Genomic DNA, 15,643 nt, shown 5'->3' with positions numbered 1-15,643 from the left:
TCAGTCGTAATGCGCGGGCTACCTTTTTGCTGCGGCCCGCGCTTCAGCGTTTTGCACCGCTCCTTGAATGTAGTCAAAGCCCATCGATCACCGGCAAGGCTTGCAGCGGATCCCGATCAACCCCTGAACTGTCTCCCATACTCAAGCATGATCCATGCCCGTTCGTTGTTCACGTCGGCCACCCACTGCGTCGCTTCCTCGGTTCTGATCTCCCCGGCCAGGCATTCGTTTCTTGCACCAGATGCTGCGCCTTGGCGTACTTGGGGGCGGAGGAGGGATTTTTGACCAGGCGCGCGCCGTCGTCCCCCAGCCACGCCTGCGGTCTGAATGTGTCGTTTTTTCTGCATACCTGCACCCGTCTAAAACAGGCCCAGGTTGGGGGCTGTGTACGCGAATGTGGGGCGGAAAAAGCCTGCAGATCGATGGGTCAACATGAAAAGCCTGAAGCACCCAGGGGGAGGGTGCAGGCAGAGGTCCATCTGCTGTTTGTGCGTGCAAACACACAAACGGACCCCAATATGCACGCAGCGGCGTTCTTTAAGCTTGTGCTGCTCGCCAGTTCACAGCGCATGGGATCAAGGGGATCTCGTATCTGAACTGCAAAAAAAATGCGAGGGTGGTTTCCTAGGCCACCCTCGCATCCGTTCACGCGCAAAGCTTCAAGCACTGCCAAAAAAGACGTCGGTATTCAGAACATCAACCCCGACCAAGGTGATGGTCGTTGTTTGTCCGCCCGTCTCGGCAACCGTCACGATGCTGTCGGCACCGGTGTTGTTGATCGATTGGACAACGGCGTTCGGGTCGCCGTTGAGTACCAGCTTGTCCCGCACGCCCAGGCCCGCATCGAAGCCGGTGACCTGGTACAGGTTCTCATTGACTGACAGATCGATGTTGAACGCATCTTGCTCACCGCCCGTGCCAACCAGCGTGAAGTCGAAGGAAGCGTTGGCCGGGTCGTTGGCGAACAGGTTGGCGTCAAAGGTACTCGTCGCCGAGTCCCCGTCCTTGTCCGTCAGCGTCGCGCTGAACGCCAGCTGGACATCGCTGGCCAGACTCTCGCTCTGCTGAATGAACTGGATCACCGGAATCTTGATATCGCCCCGGCCCATCGTCAGCTGAACCGCGTCGATCAGTGTCGTACCCGCCTTCTCGACGAGGAAGGACACTTGCCCTCCAGCCTCCGGCGTCAGGGTGTTCACCTCGATGCGGTCTGAAAACGTGCCATTCTCGTAGTAGATCCTGTAGTACAGGTCTTCGGTCGCGGTGTTGTAACCCGCCACGGAGTTGTCGATGAAGACCTTCATTCCCGTCAGCAGGCTCTCTGGATTGATGACGAAGCTTTCATCGGCGGCGCTGATTGCCGCCAGGTTATCGCCCTGGAACACGTTGTTGGCGACGCCGATGCCGGACGTGCTGACGTTCATGGCCGCCGGGTCGATGTACCCCGGCAGGGGGTTGGTCTGTAGCGCCGCTTCGGTGGGGTCGGGTGCTCCGAGCCCGATACCGGTCAGGATGTCCGCAGTCGACGCCAGCGCCTTCGCGGAAAAGAACACGATCTCCTCGGATGTCGAAGGAATAGCCGGGTTACTCGTCTGCGGAATCAACAATGTGCGCACCGGGTCCGGGCCACCGGCAGTGAGCGAGCCGTCGGCACTGCTGAGCACGATCGTCGAACGGAAGCCTTGCACCAGATCCAGTGCATAGCGACCATCGGCATAGGCGGTCAACGTGTAGTCGACGGTGGTATTCGCCGTTGCGGCGTTGTTGTCGAAATCACCGGTCAAGGTTCCCGCGAACTGGTACGCGCCATTGGCATCCGGTGACAGCGCCAGCTCGTTGAGCGTGCCGGTCCCGGTCGTGGTCGTGTTGTCTGGCCTGACGAGGGTGAACTGGTTATTGACCAAAGAGATATCCAGACCCGCCGCCCCCAGGCCATCGGCTCCCGTCGCCATACTCCAGAACCCGGATTGCGCAAGGACGCTACCGGTCCCGATCAGGTTGCCGAAACTGAGTGCCGGCCCGTCGTCCTTGAACACCAGGTTCTGCCCGATGTTCAGCGTTGCCTGGGCGCTGTCGCCGTCCCCGTCGGTCTTGATCGCCGTCAGCGTCACCAGATTGTCCGAGGTCAACGACTTCGAATCATCGGGATTGCTTGGGTCGGAATGCACCACGGCGCGGAGCTGGTCCAGCGTGACGCTGCCATTGGCGGCGACGCTGACCGTGAACACCAGCAGATTACTCGTGGCCGTGCGGCCTTCCACCACGGTGCCATTGAGCGACAGGTTCACCGCCTGGTTCGAGGCCGTGTCCGTCAATCCGGAAGCCCCGGCCACCACGCCCAGCGCATAGCTCAGGGTGCCAGCCCCATCGGCGCCAAACGCCGAGGTGAAGTTGGCGGCGAAGCTCTGGGTATCATTGGTCGCCAGTACCGTCTCGTCCACTGTCAGGGTTGGCTCCGTGCCGGTGGTGGTGATGCTCGGCCCGTCGTCCTTGAACACCAGGTTCTGCCCGATGTTGAGGGTCGCCTGGGCGCTGTCGCCCTCCTTGTCGGTAATGGTCGCGGTCAGCGTCACCAGGTTGTCCGAGGTCAGGCTCGTCGAGTCATCGGGATTGGTGGCGTCGGGATGCACCACGGCGCGGAGCTGGTCGAGGGTGACATCACCGTTGGCAGCCACGCTGACCGTGAACACCAGCAGGCTGGTGGTGGCCGTGCGGCCTTCGACCACGGTGCCGTTGAGCGACAGGTTCACCGCCTCGCCTGTCTCCGTGTCGGTCAACCCGGAAGCTCCGGCCACCACGTCCAGCGCATAGGTCAGGGTGCCGGCGCCATCGGCGCCAAACGCCGAATTGAAGTTGGCGGCAAAGTTCTGGGTATCGTTGGTCGCCAGCACCGTTTCGTCCACTGTCAGCGTCGGCTCCGTGCCGGTGGTATTGATGCTCGGCCCGTCGTCCTTGAACACCAGGTTCTGCCCGATGTTCAGCGTCGCCTGGGCGCTGTCGCCGTCCCCGTCGGTCGTGGTCGCCGTCAGCGTCACCAGGTTGTCCGAGGTCAAACTCGTCGAGTCATCCGGATTGGTTGGGTCGGGATGCACCACGGCCCGGATCTGGTCCAGCGTGACGCTGCCATTGGCGGCCACGCTGACCGTGAACACCAGCAGGTTGCCGAGGGCCGTGCGGCCTTCGACCACTGCACCGTTGAGCGACAGGTTCACCGCCTCGCCTGTCTCCGTGTCGGTCAACCCGGAAGCTCCGGCCACCACGCCCAGCGCATAGGTCAGGGTGCCGGCACCATCGGCGCCAAACGCCGAGGTGAAGTTGGCGGCAAAGCTCTGGGTGTCGTTGGTCGCCAGTACCGTCTCGTCCACCGTCAGCGTCGGCTCCGTGCCGGTGGTGCTGATGCTCGGTCCGTCGTCGTCGAAGATCATCTTGGAGCCGATTTCGGTGGTCGTGACAGAGGCTCTGACCAGCGTGAAACCACCGATATCAAAGTCGGCGTGGTCATTGCCCTTGGCAGTGACGGCCGCACCGTTCTCGATAAGCACGCGGTTGTGATCCGCCGTAGTGGTGTATTCAATCTGGTAGCCGGCTTTAATGCCGGTGAGGGTTGCGACCCCTGCAGCAAAGCTGATGGTAATGGCCGGATCATTCACCGATCCGTCTGAATTCTCGATCACCAGCCCGGTGCTATTGTTGATCACGCGAACATTGGTGATGGCCACCGACGTATCGCCTGCGTATCCATTGATGAAGTTCACGCCAGGTTCAGCCGCGGTGCTGAATGCGCTGATTTTTACGATAGCGCTCTTGCCGCTTTGCAATTGCACGACGTCGAAATTGGCCGACTTCGTGTTGTAGACGTCGGTAAAGTCGACGTTGGATTCAAGGTCGGCTTCGTTCTGATCCAGGTTGGGAATGGTCACATTCTGCCTGGCACCCGTGACGAACGAAAAGCGGATGCCCTCTTGCTCCACAATCATCTGATTGTTGGTGCCGAAGGTGGTCGGGCCACCCGCCTGGCTGGTATTGATCGTGTCGCCAGTGTTTATGTTGACGCCGCTTGACTGGTCTGCGGGGTCCTTGCCGGTGGCAATGATGGTGGGATCCGTGATCCGCAACACACCACCGACATCGACAACGTTCGGGTTCGCCTTCGTGAACATCAAGAACAGGTTCTGACCGGAGGGCGCATTGGCCAGGCTGAACACCAGATCCTCACTGGCTCCGATGAAAACCTTATTCAGCAGATTGAGCGAGTCATCGGCATCCGTCATATCGGGATGCTTGAGCGGTTGGTACTCCACGGTCCAGATCTTGCCGCCCGTGACCGGCGAACCGGTTTCTTCAATGTAGGCAGCGAACACGATCGCACCGGCCGGGCCACCGGCTCGACCCAAAACGATGTTATTGTCGTTCGTATCGGTATAGAGAAGGATGCTGGTGCCATCGAGGGTATCGAGTCCGCTGTCCAGGCCATTGAGCGGTGCGCCTGAACTGTCGGTGAAGCTGATATCGGTAATGCTTCCTCCGGGCGCGGCGGTGACGGTGAATGCATCGCTGCCCGTGTTGCCCGCGGCACCGGTATAGCCGCTCAAGGCCGCACCCGTGGCGGTGCCTGCTCCCAGTCCGGCCAAACGGTTAGCGAAGGTCGTGGGCAGGGACGCCACCAGGATGTCGTTGTCGTCAACGTCCCCCGCTGGGGTTGGCGTGGCAGTGGCGTTCTGCAATCCGGCCGTTTCATCCAGGGTCACGTCTTCGCCGGTGGCCACGACGCCCAAAGCGCTGGCTGTAACCGACGTTGTCACCAATGACTCGTTGAGGTCAGTGGTGAGGGGCTGGGTGAATAGAGCGATCTGATCGTTCGTTGACGATGAGTTTTTTTTCTGAGTAGCCATGACTTTCTCCAAAGCAATTGCAGTCACCAAGGCCGGACCGCGGACCTTTTTTTGGTACATGCCACAACTATGGATAAACGCCGGGCGATATACATCGGCCGATACTCCCAGGCGGGGCAGGAGATTCAGACTACTGGGAAGGGGAGACGGGATGACGCGAAGGAGCGGAGTCGAATATTCCGCCTGTGAATGAGGGCATGGCGCGGGTGTTCAAGGTTGCCGGGGCTTTAACCTCCAGCGTGTCGAACTGAGGTTGAACCTGCTCAGGCGGCCGGGTAGTAAGGCGACATGGATTTAACTGGTCGAGAAGGGCCGCTTTTTGCCGAGGCTGTGTAAAAACGGTTTAGAGCAGGTTTGACAGTCAGAACCAGAACGAAAGTCGCGTTCCCACGTAAATTTCAGGTCGGGCCGATATACCAATCATTGGCAGTCTTTACGTAGCGATGCAGATTTCAAAACAGTCTCTGCGTTTACACAGCCTGGACCCATTGCTGCCGGTGGCGATAGTCAAAGAACGGCCTTTAGCGGTCGTTTGAACTTGAAAGGCTTATGAAGAATTCGATCCAACGCTTTCAGGTTCCAAACTGGCTCCCGATTACTATTCGACCTTCAAGGCTCCCGACCCTGGCAAGTCCGTCACCAGATCGGCCCCCAGCAGCCTCGCTGGTGTGTAAGTGCCGCCAGCCGGACGCATCTGCAACAGGTAATCGACCACGGTCAACGCACCGTAGATCGTCAAGCTGTAGACGTTCGCGGTGTGCACGCGCGCCACTTTGCATTCTCCGTGAGCGTTACGGGCTTCGCCCCACACATAAGTGCCTTGATCTGCACGCTTTTCGTCATCAGGGCCGATCACCGTCTTGCCGATGCGTGCCTTGAGCAGCCTCTGCACGAACGGCAAACCCAGCAGCGGACGAATGAAGTTGGTGAACCTGGCGCCGCGAATCATACCGGCAGAGCCTGGTATGAACACCTCAATGTTGGGAATGCCGGTGGTGTGCCACGCCGTGGAAACGTCACCCCAGGGAATGGTCATCGCCAGCTTCTCGCCGTCGCCGAAGTCGATACGACGCACCTGATAGGCCAACGGAACAGACACGATTTTCCCGTTGCGACGTATCTTGCCGCCCTGCGCCATGCCTTCGATTGACGTCTTGGCAGTGCCAGGCGAAAAGCTGGAGCGAGAATCAAAACCCAGCGCCAGATGCGTTGCATCCGGCAGCGCACTCTTGAGTGCAGCGGCGACACAGTCAGTGGGGATCACGTCGAAGCCGACTCCAGGGCAAATGACTACGCCCGCCGTTTGCGCACGTTCTTGCAGGGACTGGGCATGTTCGAATACGGCAATTTCGCCGGTGATATCCAGGTAGTGCGCATTGGCACGCAAGCAAGCGTCCATCATCGGGGCGGCGGTCGCCGAAAACGGCCCTGCGCAGTGCAGAACCAAACCATGACCCTTGATCTGGGCGAGCAATCGCGCCTCGTCATCCAGTCCGAAAACACGGGCTTCAAGACCCAGCTCCCGGGCCAGGACTTCGATCCTGTCGCGGCTTCGTCCCGCCAAAACCGGCCTGAGTCCACGCTTGACGGCTTCGCGAGCGATCAACTCGCCGGTATAACCGTAGGCGCCATAGATCATCCATTTCATCTGCGTCACAGGGTTGTCTTGCTGACTCATGCATTGCTCCTGACAGAATTGATGAAGTGCGTTATTGCCTTGCCCAATCAGCGTCAGACGCTAACGTTAAAGTCAGGTTTAGAGTCAAGCAGAAGTTTGCCAACGCCGACGGCAAACCTTCAGAGGTGCAGGGGTTGACCTTAAAGAAAGGTTTAAGGTGAGCATGCACGGACATGCATGACTGTTGGAACCCGGATGATGTTAAAGACCTTTCTTTCTTGTGCGTTGGTATTGATTGGCGGTGCTTTCATGACCTTTTCAAATGCTGAGCCGAACCCTTCCACTGCTATTGCGAAGGATCGCCAGATACTGGTGATCATGACCAATCACGCAAGCTATCCCTCACGAACCGACACCACGGGGCTGTGGCTGACCGAGCTGACGCATTTCACCGATGTTGTGGAAGCGGCCGGCTACACGACGGTTTTTGCCAGCCCTAAGGGTGGAGCTGTTCCTTTGGACGAACGCAGCCTCGGTTGGCTCTATATGGACAAGGCCGCCCGTGAGCATTTGCAGTCACCGGCCTTTCGCGCTCGACTGAAAAACACGATACCGGTTGCCGATATCGATCCGTCTCGATTCAGCGTCATCTATTTCACAGGGGGGCACGGTGTCATGTGGGACTTCCCCGGAAACCCGGACCTGCGTCGTGTCGCCGAAAAAATCTACAACCAGGGCGGCATCGTCTCTGCTGTCTGCCATGGCGTAGCGGGACTACTGGATCTTAAGGACGAGCAAGGCCAGTTGATCATCAGCGGCAGAAACATAACCGGATTCTCTGATCGCGAAGAGCTGTTTTCAGGCATGAAGAGTCAGGTTCCCTTCTTCCTGGAGGACAGGCTGATGAAACAAGGTGCGCGTTACCGCAAGGCCTGGCTGCCATTCACGCCATTTGCCATCACCGATGGAAGGCTCGTGACGGGCCAAAACCCTCAGTCGCCCAAGGCCGTGGCTGAAGCCGTAATGGCCGTGCTCTCCGCTGGCACTGTAACTCGCTAAGCCTTTGTCGACGAAACGCTGAAAACACTGCTGCGAGCAAACTTGAAAATCTGTCTCCATGGTGCTTGACCTTAAAGTTCAGTTTAACGTTAAGGTTTCTTTCGGCAGGCATTAAAGCCTGCTCTGGCGAATTTCGACTGGCGTGACCAGCGCGGGTTATCAAGCGCAGTGAGTGCTCAGCGAAGTTCTCTGGTCGACGCCATCAAGCAGATGCAATCACCTGGTGAGAGAAAGATTGAAACTCGCAAGCGCCGTTTTAACAGGATTGCTTTTCAACACTTTTGCCAACCATGCGTTGGCGGGGATGCCTGAAATGCCCAGCCAGAACGACACAACCATGATCGATATCGCAGGTCACCAGGTGCCTGTCGTCAAGGGCGGCTTGTACGATCGCTTTCGCTCCAATCCTCCTTTGTCGGTGATTGCAGCAGAAGTACCGGGCGTTGATTTAGGCTGGTTCAAAGGATTGGAGAAGACCAAGGTCGACATTGGCTTTGAGTCGTACTCGCCAAACTTTTACTACGAGAACAACCGCGTGACGGCTGTCTATACGGCGGATCTGAACAAGCTCCGGGAACTCATGCCACCCGAGGTACTGGCAACCGTCCAACCCCTGCAGATCTGGCCGGGCCGAGGCTTGATCGCATTTACCGCGTACACCTATCAGCACTGCGATAACGACGCTTATAACGAAGTCGCTGTGTCGATCATCACCAACAAACCTGGCAAAGCCAATCTTGGTCCGCTCACGCTGATTGGCCAGTCGATGTCTGGAGATTTCTGGGGTTATGTGCTCAAGCTGCCGGTCAATACCGAGCTTGCGAGGGTTCGCGGTGTCGTCGGTTACAACCTGCCGAAATGGCTGACGGGCATTGACCGAAAAGAGGATGCCCAATCGGTGGTCTATGACATCACCGACAGCCAGACCGGCAAAGTGGACGCGTCCTTCAAAGCGAAGAAGCTCGACGACCTGTCCAGTGACGTCGATATTGTCACCAGCAGTTTCACCAATCTCGATCACCAAGGCCAGTTAGCCTATGGATATGCTGTTTCCCGCCAGCTCAGCCACGGCTCCAGCAGGAACGAGGATTCGGCAACCCTCACGCTGGGCGACGGCAGCCTGTCGAACTACATCCGCTCCTTGAAGCTGGGGAAAATGATGAAGTACGAATACGTGCCCGCGTTCCAAAGTGCGCTCTACGCGCCGAAGCCGTTAGCAGCACTGGCTAACGCGCACTGATTCAACGATCCGGCAAAAACCTGTCAGACCTCACAAGCCTGACAGGTGACATTTTACTTGGACGACGCAGTACCACGGCCGCGTGGTGCTGCCGCCACGCCTTCCTCGCGTAGACGATGCAATAACAACTGCGTGTTGTCCACGCAACCCATGCCTTCAGGCTTGCTTTCAACGCCCTCGATAACTAGAAGAAGTTGCGCTTTATTGTGGGCCAGCCGTTGTTGCAGGACTTCGATTTCCTCAACCTTGCGCTTGAGTCCACTGAGCAACTCTTCATGCCGCCAACCGTTCGCATTCATCGGCAGTAATTGTCGGATTTCTTCCAGTGAAAACCCCGCCGCCTGGGCGCCTGTGATGATCTCCAAAACCCACTCCGTATCAGGTGCATAGTCCCGATACCCATTGGCTTTGCGCCCGACAGATGTGATCAGGCCGCTCGCTTCGTAAAAGCGGATCCGTGAAGGCGCCAGTCCGCTGATTTTCGCCAGTTCGCCTATTCTCATATTCCACTCCGGAAAACCATTGACCTTAAAGTTGACTTTAAACCTAAAGTTATTTGGCGACCAAGCGGCGCAGATGTAATGCGTTGCTAAATCGCCATGGAATTCTGGGGTAGGCGAAAACCAGACCAGGACCATTCCCTCTGAACTGCCTATTGGATGGGCTGCACGTTATTGAACAAGGGCAAGGTTCAACAAGGGGCACGATCAGAACACGATTGGTCATACCCTCCATTTCATTCGGGAGATGCGAACATGGGTTATGTCACTACGCAGGACGGTGTTGAGATCTTTTACAAAGACTGGGGACCACGCGATGCCCAGGTGATCTTTTTTCATCACGGATGGCCACTCAGTGCGGACGACTGGGATGCGCAGATGCTCTTTTTCCTGGCGAACGGCTACCGGGTCATTGCACACGACCGGCGTGGTCACGGGCGATCCAGTCAGGTCTGGGACGGGCACGACATGGATCACTATGCTGATGACGTCGCGGCCGTGGTCAACCATCTTGGGGTACAAGGCGCAGTTCATGTGGGGCACTCCACCGGCGGTGGTGAAGTCATCCATTACATTGCGCGCCACGGCGAAGACCGAGTGTCGAAGGCCGCCATAATCAGCGCCGTGCCACCCTTGATGGTTCAGACACCGAGCAATCCAGGCGGCTTGCCAAAGTCGGTTTTCGATGACTTGCAGGCACAGCTGAAGGCCAACCGCGCACAGTTCTACCATGACGTTCCAGCTGGACCTTTCTACGGTTATAACCGCCCTGGTGCAAAACCGTCTGAGGGCATCATCCGGAACTGGTGGCGACAAGGCATGATGGGCTGTGCAAAGGCGCATTATGACGGGATCGTGGCCTTTTCCCAGACCGACTTTACCGAGGATCTAAAGAGCATCACGATCCCCGTGCTGGTGATGCATGGTGATGATGACCAGATCGTGCCTTATGAAAACTCGGGGCTCTTGTCAGCCAAACTGTTGCAAAACAGCACGCTGAAAACCTATTCGGGCTTCCCGCACGGAATGCCTACGACGAACGCCGATACAATCAACGCCGATTTGCTCGCTTTCCTACGAGGTTAGACAACTGGGGGGTGGGTAAAAAACTGCCCCCCAGTTTCTTCAAAGCCAAAAAATCGATGCGTTGAAGATTCGACTAAGTGGCTAAAAAACTGAGCTGACCGAGTGTCCGCTTGCGATTCACTTCGTCTATGTTTTCTGTTCCTCACTGGACTAAAAAAATGGGGCTGTTAATCAATTAATTATTTGCCCTGTTCAGGCTGCCCAGCGTAGTCCGGCGACGCTCAGCAGGATCATGCCGATCCAGACAAGTTTCCAGAACGATACCGCATCACCCATCCAATACATTCCAACGACGGCTGTGCCGGCAGCGCCGATGCCGGTCCAGACCGCATAGGCGGTTCCTACAGGCAGCACCCGCAAAGCCATCGTCAACAGGCTCAAACTGCCGGCCAATACTACGACCGTGCCGACCAGCAGCCAGGGCCTTTCAAGGCCATTGGCAGATTTCAAGCCGACCGCAAAGAAAATCTCCAGGAGTCCGGCAACGATCAGCAGTAACCACGATGCGTTGTAAGTCATTCGATGAAACCTGTGTGGGCAAAAAAAAAGCGAGCCGGTCAAGGCTCGCCAAAGGGAGGTAAAAGGTCAGTTGGCCAACAGTTTGCCGCTGAACAGGCTGATCAGGGTTTTCACCAACAACACGGTCAGTGCCACGGTGAGAAACAACAGAATTACAGCAGCGATTACCATCAGCGCGGTGTTGTCCTGGGCATGTGCATATTTCAGCGCGGCATTGCTCAGGGCCGCGATGGGAAAGCTGATTGCCCACCACGAAGGGGTAAAGGGCACATCGCGACGGAACACTTTGAAGCCGAGCACCACGAACAGAAACAGGCCGAAGTAGAACAATACGCTGGCAAACCTGTCGATCTCGCCGAACACGTTGGTGTACGCCAGGAAACCGACTTCAAAGGGGGCAATAAGGACCATCAGCGAAGGCACCATGCCTTTGGCCAGCGTTGTCTCATGCACCAGCCGCGAAAAGATCCGGGTGAAGAAAACCAGCGCCAGCACCGCACCCACGGCGAGGGCAAACAGGTTGAACTCAGCAACCCAGGCCATGGGCATATGCGCACCGGTAACCGCGATATCGAGGGTGGCAACACCCGGAATCAACCAGGCAGGTACGGCATTCAACGAATCCTGATTGCCCGACAACAGACGAAAAACCACGAGGCCTGCGAGCAACACCGTCAGTGCGCTGCCCAGTATCCAGAGAGCCCGTCCGAGCAATTCGTTGTGGGGCGCGGCGACTGCCGAAAGCAGCAACAGTGCAATGGTGACGGTGCCGAAAAAGTTGCTGGCGATCGGATGGTTGAACTCGGCCCTTACCGCTTCTGGATGTTTCACCCATTTGCCCAGGTAACCCAAGGTCAACAGCACGAATGCCAGGCCGGCCAGGGCGCCAATCGCTTCACCCAACACTCCGCCGACGCCGTAATACTGACCACTCAAGCGCCAAGCCAGTCCCAGACCGGCCAGACCCATGACCGAGCCGAACAGATTGACAGGCAGGTTTTTGATCGACGTATTGCTGGTTTGCACCGATTGAGCGGCAGCGACCGTGGGGGTATATGCAGTGTTCATGGCAGTCTCCCGTTTGACTGAATTTGCTGTTGGGGCTATTTTCAGCCAAACAGACTTTGGCTGAAATAGTCATTAAGCGACGTATTCAGCCAATGATTCGACGAGGACAGACATCATGCGCATAACCCTCCTGGCCTTCCCCCGCGTGCAACTGCTGGACGTTGTCGGACCTGCCGATGTCTTCGCCGAAGCAGCCAGGCAACTGGGCAACCCACGCGCCTATCGGGTTGAAGTGATCGGCACCGGCAAAGGGATGATCAAAAGCTCAAGTGGTTTGAAGCTTGCCATCGACGACACCTTTGAAACGTATAAAGGCAAGATTGACACCTTGCTTGTCGCTGGCAGTCCACACATCGATGAAATTGCCCTGGACCCTGCATTGCAGGAATGGCTACGCCGGCAGGCGAAATCCGTACGTCGTATCGGCTCCGTCTGTAGCGGTGCTTTTTTGCTGGCCGCCGCCGGGCTGCTTGACGGACGCCGTGTCACCACTCACTGGAACTCCAGCGCAAAGCTGGCCAGGGAACACCCGCAAACCCATGTCGACCCGGACAGCATCTTTATCAAGGATGGCAACATCTACACCTCGGCAGGGGTCACGGCGGGCATGGACCTGGCTTTGGCGCTGGTCGAAGAAGACCACGGCAGAGAACTGGCGCTCAGCGTTGCCCGTGAAATGGTGATGTTCTTCAAGCGGCCCGGCGGACAATCGCAGTTCAGTGCGCAATTGGCAGCACAAACCGCCGAACGCAGCGTGATCCGAGACGTGCAGGATTATGTTGTGGAACACCTGAAGGCCGACTTGAGCGTACCCATCCTGGCCGCCCGCGCCGGTATGAGCGAGCGCAACTTCGCCCGTACCTTCAAGGCCGAAGCCGGTTCAACCCCGGCCGAATTTGTCGAACTGGCGCGCATCGATGCGGCCAGACGGTTAATCGAAGACTCGGACGTATCACTCAAGCGCTTGGCCGATACAGTAGGTTATGCCAATACGGACGGGTTCAGGAGGGCATTCATGCGGCGTCTCGGGGTTGGTCCCAGTGATTATCGAAAGCGGTTTTCATCGGTGTAATGTAGAGGGGCCTCATCGCTAAACGTTGCCGCCACATCATGGGCAACCCGAAGCGTGAGCTCCAGGATGGCGGCATTTAGGGCGGGTAGGGCGAGCTGATTTGGGTTGATTTTGAAACGCAGGCATCGCTGGGTGCTGCGGCCTGAAGGTTCGCTGTTTTGGTAATTCACATCACTCAATGCTCATGGGCATGCGAATGGATGGAAAGGGCACCAGGGACCTTGGTGCGTTCGAGCCCCCCACGTTCCAGCCACCGAAGGGTCTGCTCATAGGCACGCTGCAGCAAAGACTCGGTCTGGTCAAAGTTGAAAACCGAGACATCCACCGGGCACAAGGGCGGGACGATGTGCAGACTGGTGACAGTGCGGAAGTGTTCGATGTCGCTCACCAGTTGGCGCATGCTCATCAGATTGACGGTGTGCAGGGCCAAGGCGACCAGTCCTCGGGGAGGTTGCGTCAGGTCGCAACTCACTCCGGTGGGGATTACCACGACGTTGGTGGCTCCCAAGGCTACGGCAGTCGAAATAGGTGTATTGCTTGCCACGCCGCCATCAACCAGAAACTGATCGGCGATTTGTACGCAGGGGAACACCAGCGGAATGGCAGCGCTTGCCAGTAACGCCTGCTCGAGTTCGCCACTGGACAGGACCGTCTCGGCACCACTGAGCAGGTTGGTGGTGACGATGTACAGGGGCAGCACCGCATCCTCAATGCGGTGAATGGGCAGTGCCTGACCCAGCAGCCGATTCAAGGCCGACGGCTGCAACAGATAGCCACGCCGTTTGATCAATCCTCTACAGGTATCGAACCAAGAGAGGGGGAAGATGTCAGTTTTACTCAGCCCGCGCCAGAATCCGGCGAGTGCCTGGACGCCATCGGAATCGGGTCTTGCGGCAAAGTAGGCACCGTTGATAGCGCCTACCGAAGCACCAATCACCATGTCAAATCGAACATTGGTTTCGACCAGGGCCCGCAACATTCCCACCTGCACCGCCCCCAAACTGCCACCGCCAGCGAATACGATTGCGGTTTTGGTCGTCATGGCGGAAGTCTCTGTGCGGAAATGTATCGAATGAGTGTAGCTGGCGGGGTCCAGGACGATGAATTCGCGCTGGCCTACTTCTACATTGTCAGCCCGATACCAGGTGTCTTTGCATTCTCGATAGAGAGGAAATCCAACCGGATCAAGTTTTTGGGTGACGGGTGCGACAGCCTCAACATCAATTTGTAGGTTATGCAATTGCCGGTAGCCGAGCATCTGAATCAACACTTCGTAAAAAACGAACAATTCGCAACGAATAAACGATTTTTACTGATGCTACATGCCCGTTAGCATGACCTCTTCCAGCCCATTTACTTCATGCGGAGACAGTCATGCAAATGGCCATCCAATGCCGCGGTTTCGAGATTACTTCAGCAAGCGCCTGGCCTACAGCTTAAGTCACTGCGCCGCCCGCATTGGGGCGGGTGATCGTGCGGCGCTATATGAGTATCGGCCAACCTTGGATAGTTAAATGACCACCATTAGCGTCGGCCAATCTTGGATGTGGGTCGCCTTTATCGGGTTCGTCCTCGCCATGCTGGCGCTGGATCTTTTCGTCTTCGGCGGGCGCAAGGCGCATCGTGTTTCAGTACGCGAAGCGCTGGCCTGGGTCATCGCCTGGACCAGTTTGGCGTTGGTCTTCTCCGTCCTGCTCTGGTGGTATCTGCGCGGCATGTTCGGCGCCGAAGTGGCCCAGCGTACAACGCTCGAATTCCTGACGGGCTACCTGATCGAGCAGTCGCTGTCGATCGACAACATGTTCGTTTTCGTGATGATCTTCGGCTATTTCGCCGTGCCGCCAGAGTTGCAGCGCCGCGTCCTGCTCTATGGCGTGCTCGGCGCCATCATCATGCGCGCCGGTATGATTTTCGCCGGTGTCTGGCTGGTGCAGGAGTTTGCCTGGCTGCTCTATGTCTTTGGCGCTTTCCTCCTCATCACCGGCTTCAAGATGCTGATCTTCGCCAACCAGCAACCAGACCTCGAAATGAACCCTTTGCTGCGCTGGCTGCGTAGCCATCTTCGCATCACCGACGGTTTTCACGGCGAGCGCTTCTTCGTGCGCCAGAACGGCCTGCGCTGGGCGACGCCGATGTTCCCGGTGCTGGTACTGATCGAGGCCAGCGACCTGGTGTTCGCGGTCGACAGCATCCCGGCTATCTTCGCCGTCACCACCGACCCCTTCATCGTGTTCACCTCCAACATCTTCGCCATCATGGGCATGCGCGCACTGTATTTTCTGCTTGCCGACATGGCCTACCGTTTCCACTTGCTCAAATATGGTCTGGCCATCGTACTGGTGTTCATCGGCGGCAAGATGCTGGTCGCGCCGTGGTGGCACATGCCGATCCAATGGTCGCTGACCACAGTCGGCGGCATCATCTTGATTTCGGTACTGTTGAGCCTGACTTTGACGAAGAGCAAAACACGGGTTACGGGAGAACAATGATGAATTTGAGGCAAGAACGGGCGATGGCGGCACCGACGCTAGCTGAGCGCGACAGTGATGGTCGACTGATCGGCATAGTCATCGACCGGTTGAATCCACA

Annotated in this window: 11 protein-coding genes and 1 pseudogene; 5 read left to right on the top strand and 7 right to left on the bottom strand. The window is 57.4% G+C overall.

Annotated features, from left to right (window positions below; genetic code table 11):
- Positions 1 to 659: 659 nt before the first annotated feature.
- Both PspS34_RS15225 and PspS34_RS15220 read right to left on the bottom strand, forming a co-directional pair.
- Entirely contained in the window at positions 660 to 4,892 is a 4,233-nt protein-coding gene (locus PspS34_RS15225) for a DUF5801 repeats-in-toxin domain-containing protein (RefSeq protein ID WP_159390073.1), read from the bottom strand.
- 598 nt (positions 4,893 to 5,490) lie between these two features.
- Complete coding sequence (locus PspS34_RS15220) at positions 5,491 to 6,570, bottom strand: saccharopine dehydrogenase NADP-binding domain-containing protein (protein ID WP_154859805.1); 1,080 nt, start codon at positions 6,568 to 6,570, stop codon at positions 5,491 to 5,493.
- A 195-nt stretch (positions 6,571 to 6,765) separates the two neighbouring features.
- Here PspS34_RS15220 and PspS34_RS15215 point away from each other — a divergent pair, with 195 nt between their 5' ends.
- Positions 6,766 to 7,569: a type 1 glutamine amidotransferase domain-containing protein gene (locus PspS34_RS15215; RefSeq protein WP_159390408.1), complete on the top strand. Its 804-nt coding sequence runs from the start codon at positions 6,766 to 6,768 to the stop codon at positions 7,567 to 7,569.
- 235 nt (positions 7,570 to 7,804) lie between these two features.
- Positions 7,805 to 8,809 (top strand): acetoacetate decarboxylase (ADC), encoded by a 1,005-nt coding sequence (locus tag PspS34_RS15210; RefSeq protein WP_159390072.1) that lies wholly within the window; start codon positions 7,805 to 7,807, stop codon positions 8,807 to 8,809.
- Positions 8,810 to 8,862: 53 nt separating this feature from the next.
- On the opposite strand, the gene PspS34_RS15205 is transcribed toward PspS34_RS15210, so the two are convergent.
- Complete coding sequence (locus tag PspS34_RS15205) at positions 8,863 to 9,312, bottom strand: MerR family transcriptional regulator (protein WP_159390407.1); 450 nt, start codon at positions 9,310 to 9,312, stop codon at positions 8,863 to 8,865.
- Positions 9,313 to 9,564: 252 nt separating this feature from the next.
- Here PspS34_RS15205 and PspS34_RS15200 point away from each other — a divergent pair, with 252 nt between their 5' ends.
- Positions 9,565 to 10,395: an alpha/beta hydrolase gene (locus tag PspS34_RS15200; protein WP_090455529.1), complete on the top strand. Its 831-nt coding sequence runs from the start codon at positions 9,565 to 9,567 to the stop codon at positions 10,393 to 10,395.
- Positions 10,396 to 10,587: 192 nt separating this feature from the next.
- Here the strand turns inward: PspS34_RS15200 and PspS34_RS15195 are convergent, their stop codons facing one another.
- Together PspS34_RS15195 and PspS34_RS15190 are read right to left on the bottom strand one after the other, a co-directional pair.
- On the bottom strand, positions 10,588 to 10,914 hold the full coding sequence (locus PspS34_RS15195) for a multidrug efflux SMR transporter (RefSeq protein WP_150814091.1): 327 nt from the start codon (positions 10,912 to 10,914) through the stop codon (positions 10,588 to 10,590).
- Between the two features lie 66 nt (positions 10,915 to 10,980).
- Positions 10,981 to 11,982 (bottom strand): SLAC1 anion channel family protein, encoded by a 1,002-nt coding sequence (locus PspS34_RS15190; protein WP_159390071.1) that lies wholly within the window; start codon positions 11,980 to 11,982, stop codon positions 10,981 to 10,983.
- Between the two features lie 115 nt (positions 11,983 to 12,097).
- Between PspS34_RS15190 and PspS34_RS15185 the strand changes: the two genes are divergently transcribed.
- Positions 12,098 to 13,054 (top strand): DJ-1/PfpI family protein, encoded by a 957-nt coding sequence (locus PspS34_RS15185; protein WP_090455525.1) that lies wholly within the window; start codon positions 12,098 to 12,100, stop codon positions 13,052 to 13,054.
- 175 nt (positions 13,055 to 13,229) lie between these two features.
- Here the strand turns inward: PspS34_RS15185 and PspS34_RS15180 are convergent, their stop codons facing one another.
- Both PspS34_RS15180 and PspS34_RS28415 read right to left on the bottom strand, forming a co-directional pair.
- A complete protein-coding gene (locus tag PspS34_RS15180) occupies positions 13,230 to 14,096 on the bottom strand; it encodes a patatin-like phospholipase family protein (RefSeq protein ID WP_150814113.1) in 867 nt (288 codons plus the stop codon).
- A 45-nt stretch (positions 14,097 to 14,141) separates the two neighbouring features.
- A pseudogene (locus tag PspS34_RS28415) lies at positions 14,142 to 14,288 on the bottom strand (VOC family protein); the annotation flags it as partial.
- A gap of 280 nt (positions 14,289 to 14,568) precedes the next feature.
- Between PspS34_RS28415 and PspS34_RS15175 the strand changes: the two are divergent.
- Positions 14,569 to 15,543 carry a TerC family protein gene (locus tag PspS34_RS15175; RefSeq protein ID WP_150814092.1) on the top strand — a complete coding sequence of 325 codons (975 nt, stop codon included), beginning with the start codon at positions 14,569 to 14,571 and terminating at the stop codon, positions 15,541 to 15,543.
- Positions 15,544 to 15,643: the final 100 nt, after the last annotated feature.

It is taken from the genome of Pseudomonas sp. S34 (assembly GCF_009866745.1).
In the GTDB taxonomy this organism is placed as follows: Bacteria; Pseudomonadota; Gammaproteobacteria; order Pseudomonadales; family Pseudomonadaceae; genus Aquipseudomonas; species Aquipseudomonas jessenii.
This window is presented reverse-complemented; position numbering and strand designations above follow the sequence as displayed.

What these genes read in the sequence shown, in the direction of transcription:
- PspS34_RS15225 (WP_159390073.1), bottom strand. Translation starts at nt 4,892, where the DNA reads ATGGCTACTCAGAAAAAAAACTCATCGTCAACGAACGATCAGATCGCT.
- PspS34_RS15220 (WP_154859805.1), bottom strand. Translation starts at nt 6,570, where the DNA reads ATGAGTCAGCAAGACAACCCTGTGACGCAGATGAAATGGATGATCTAT.
- PspS34_RS15215 (WP_159390408.1), top strand. Translation starts at nt 6,766, where the DNA reads ATGATGTTAAAGACCTTTCTTTCTTGTGCGTTGGTATTGATTGGCGGT.
- PspS34_RS15205 (WP_159390407.1), bottom strand. Translation starts at nt 9,312, where the DNA reads ATGAGAATAGGCGAACTGGCGAAAATCAGCGGACTGGCGCCTTCACGG.
- PspS34_RS15200 (WP_090455529.1), top strand. Translation starts at nt 9,565, where the DNA reads ATGGGTTATGTCACTACGCAGGACGGTGTTGAGATCTTTTACAAAGAC.
- PspS34_RS15195 (WP_150814091.1), bottom strand. Translation starts at nt 10,914, where the DNA reads ATGACTTACAACGCATCGTGGTTACTGCTGATCGTTGCCGGACTCCTG.
- PspS34_RS15190 (WP_159390071.1), bottom strand. Translation starts at nt 11,982, where the DNA reads ATGAACACTGCATATACCCCCACGGTCGCTGCCGCTCAATCGGTGCAA.
- PspS34_RS15185 (WP_090455525.1), top strand. Translation starts at nt 12,098, where the DNA reads ATGCGCATAACCCTCCTGGCCTTCCCCCGCGTGCAACTGCTGGACGTT.
- PspS34_RS15180 (WP_150814113.1), bottom strand. Translation starts at nt 14,096, where the DNA reads ATGACGACCAAAACCGCAATCGTATTCGCTGGCGGTGGCAGTTTGGGG.
- PspS34_RS15175 (WP_150814092.1), top strand. Translation starts at nt 14,569, where the DNA reads ATGACCACCATTAGCGTCGGCCAATCTTGGATGTGGGTCGCCTTTATC.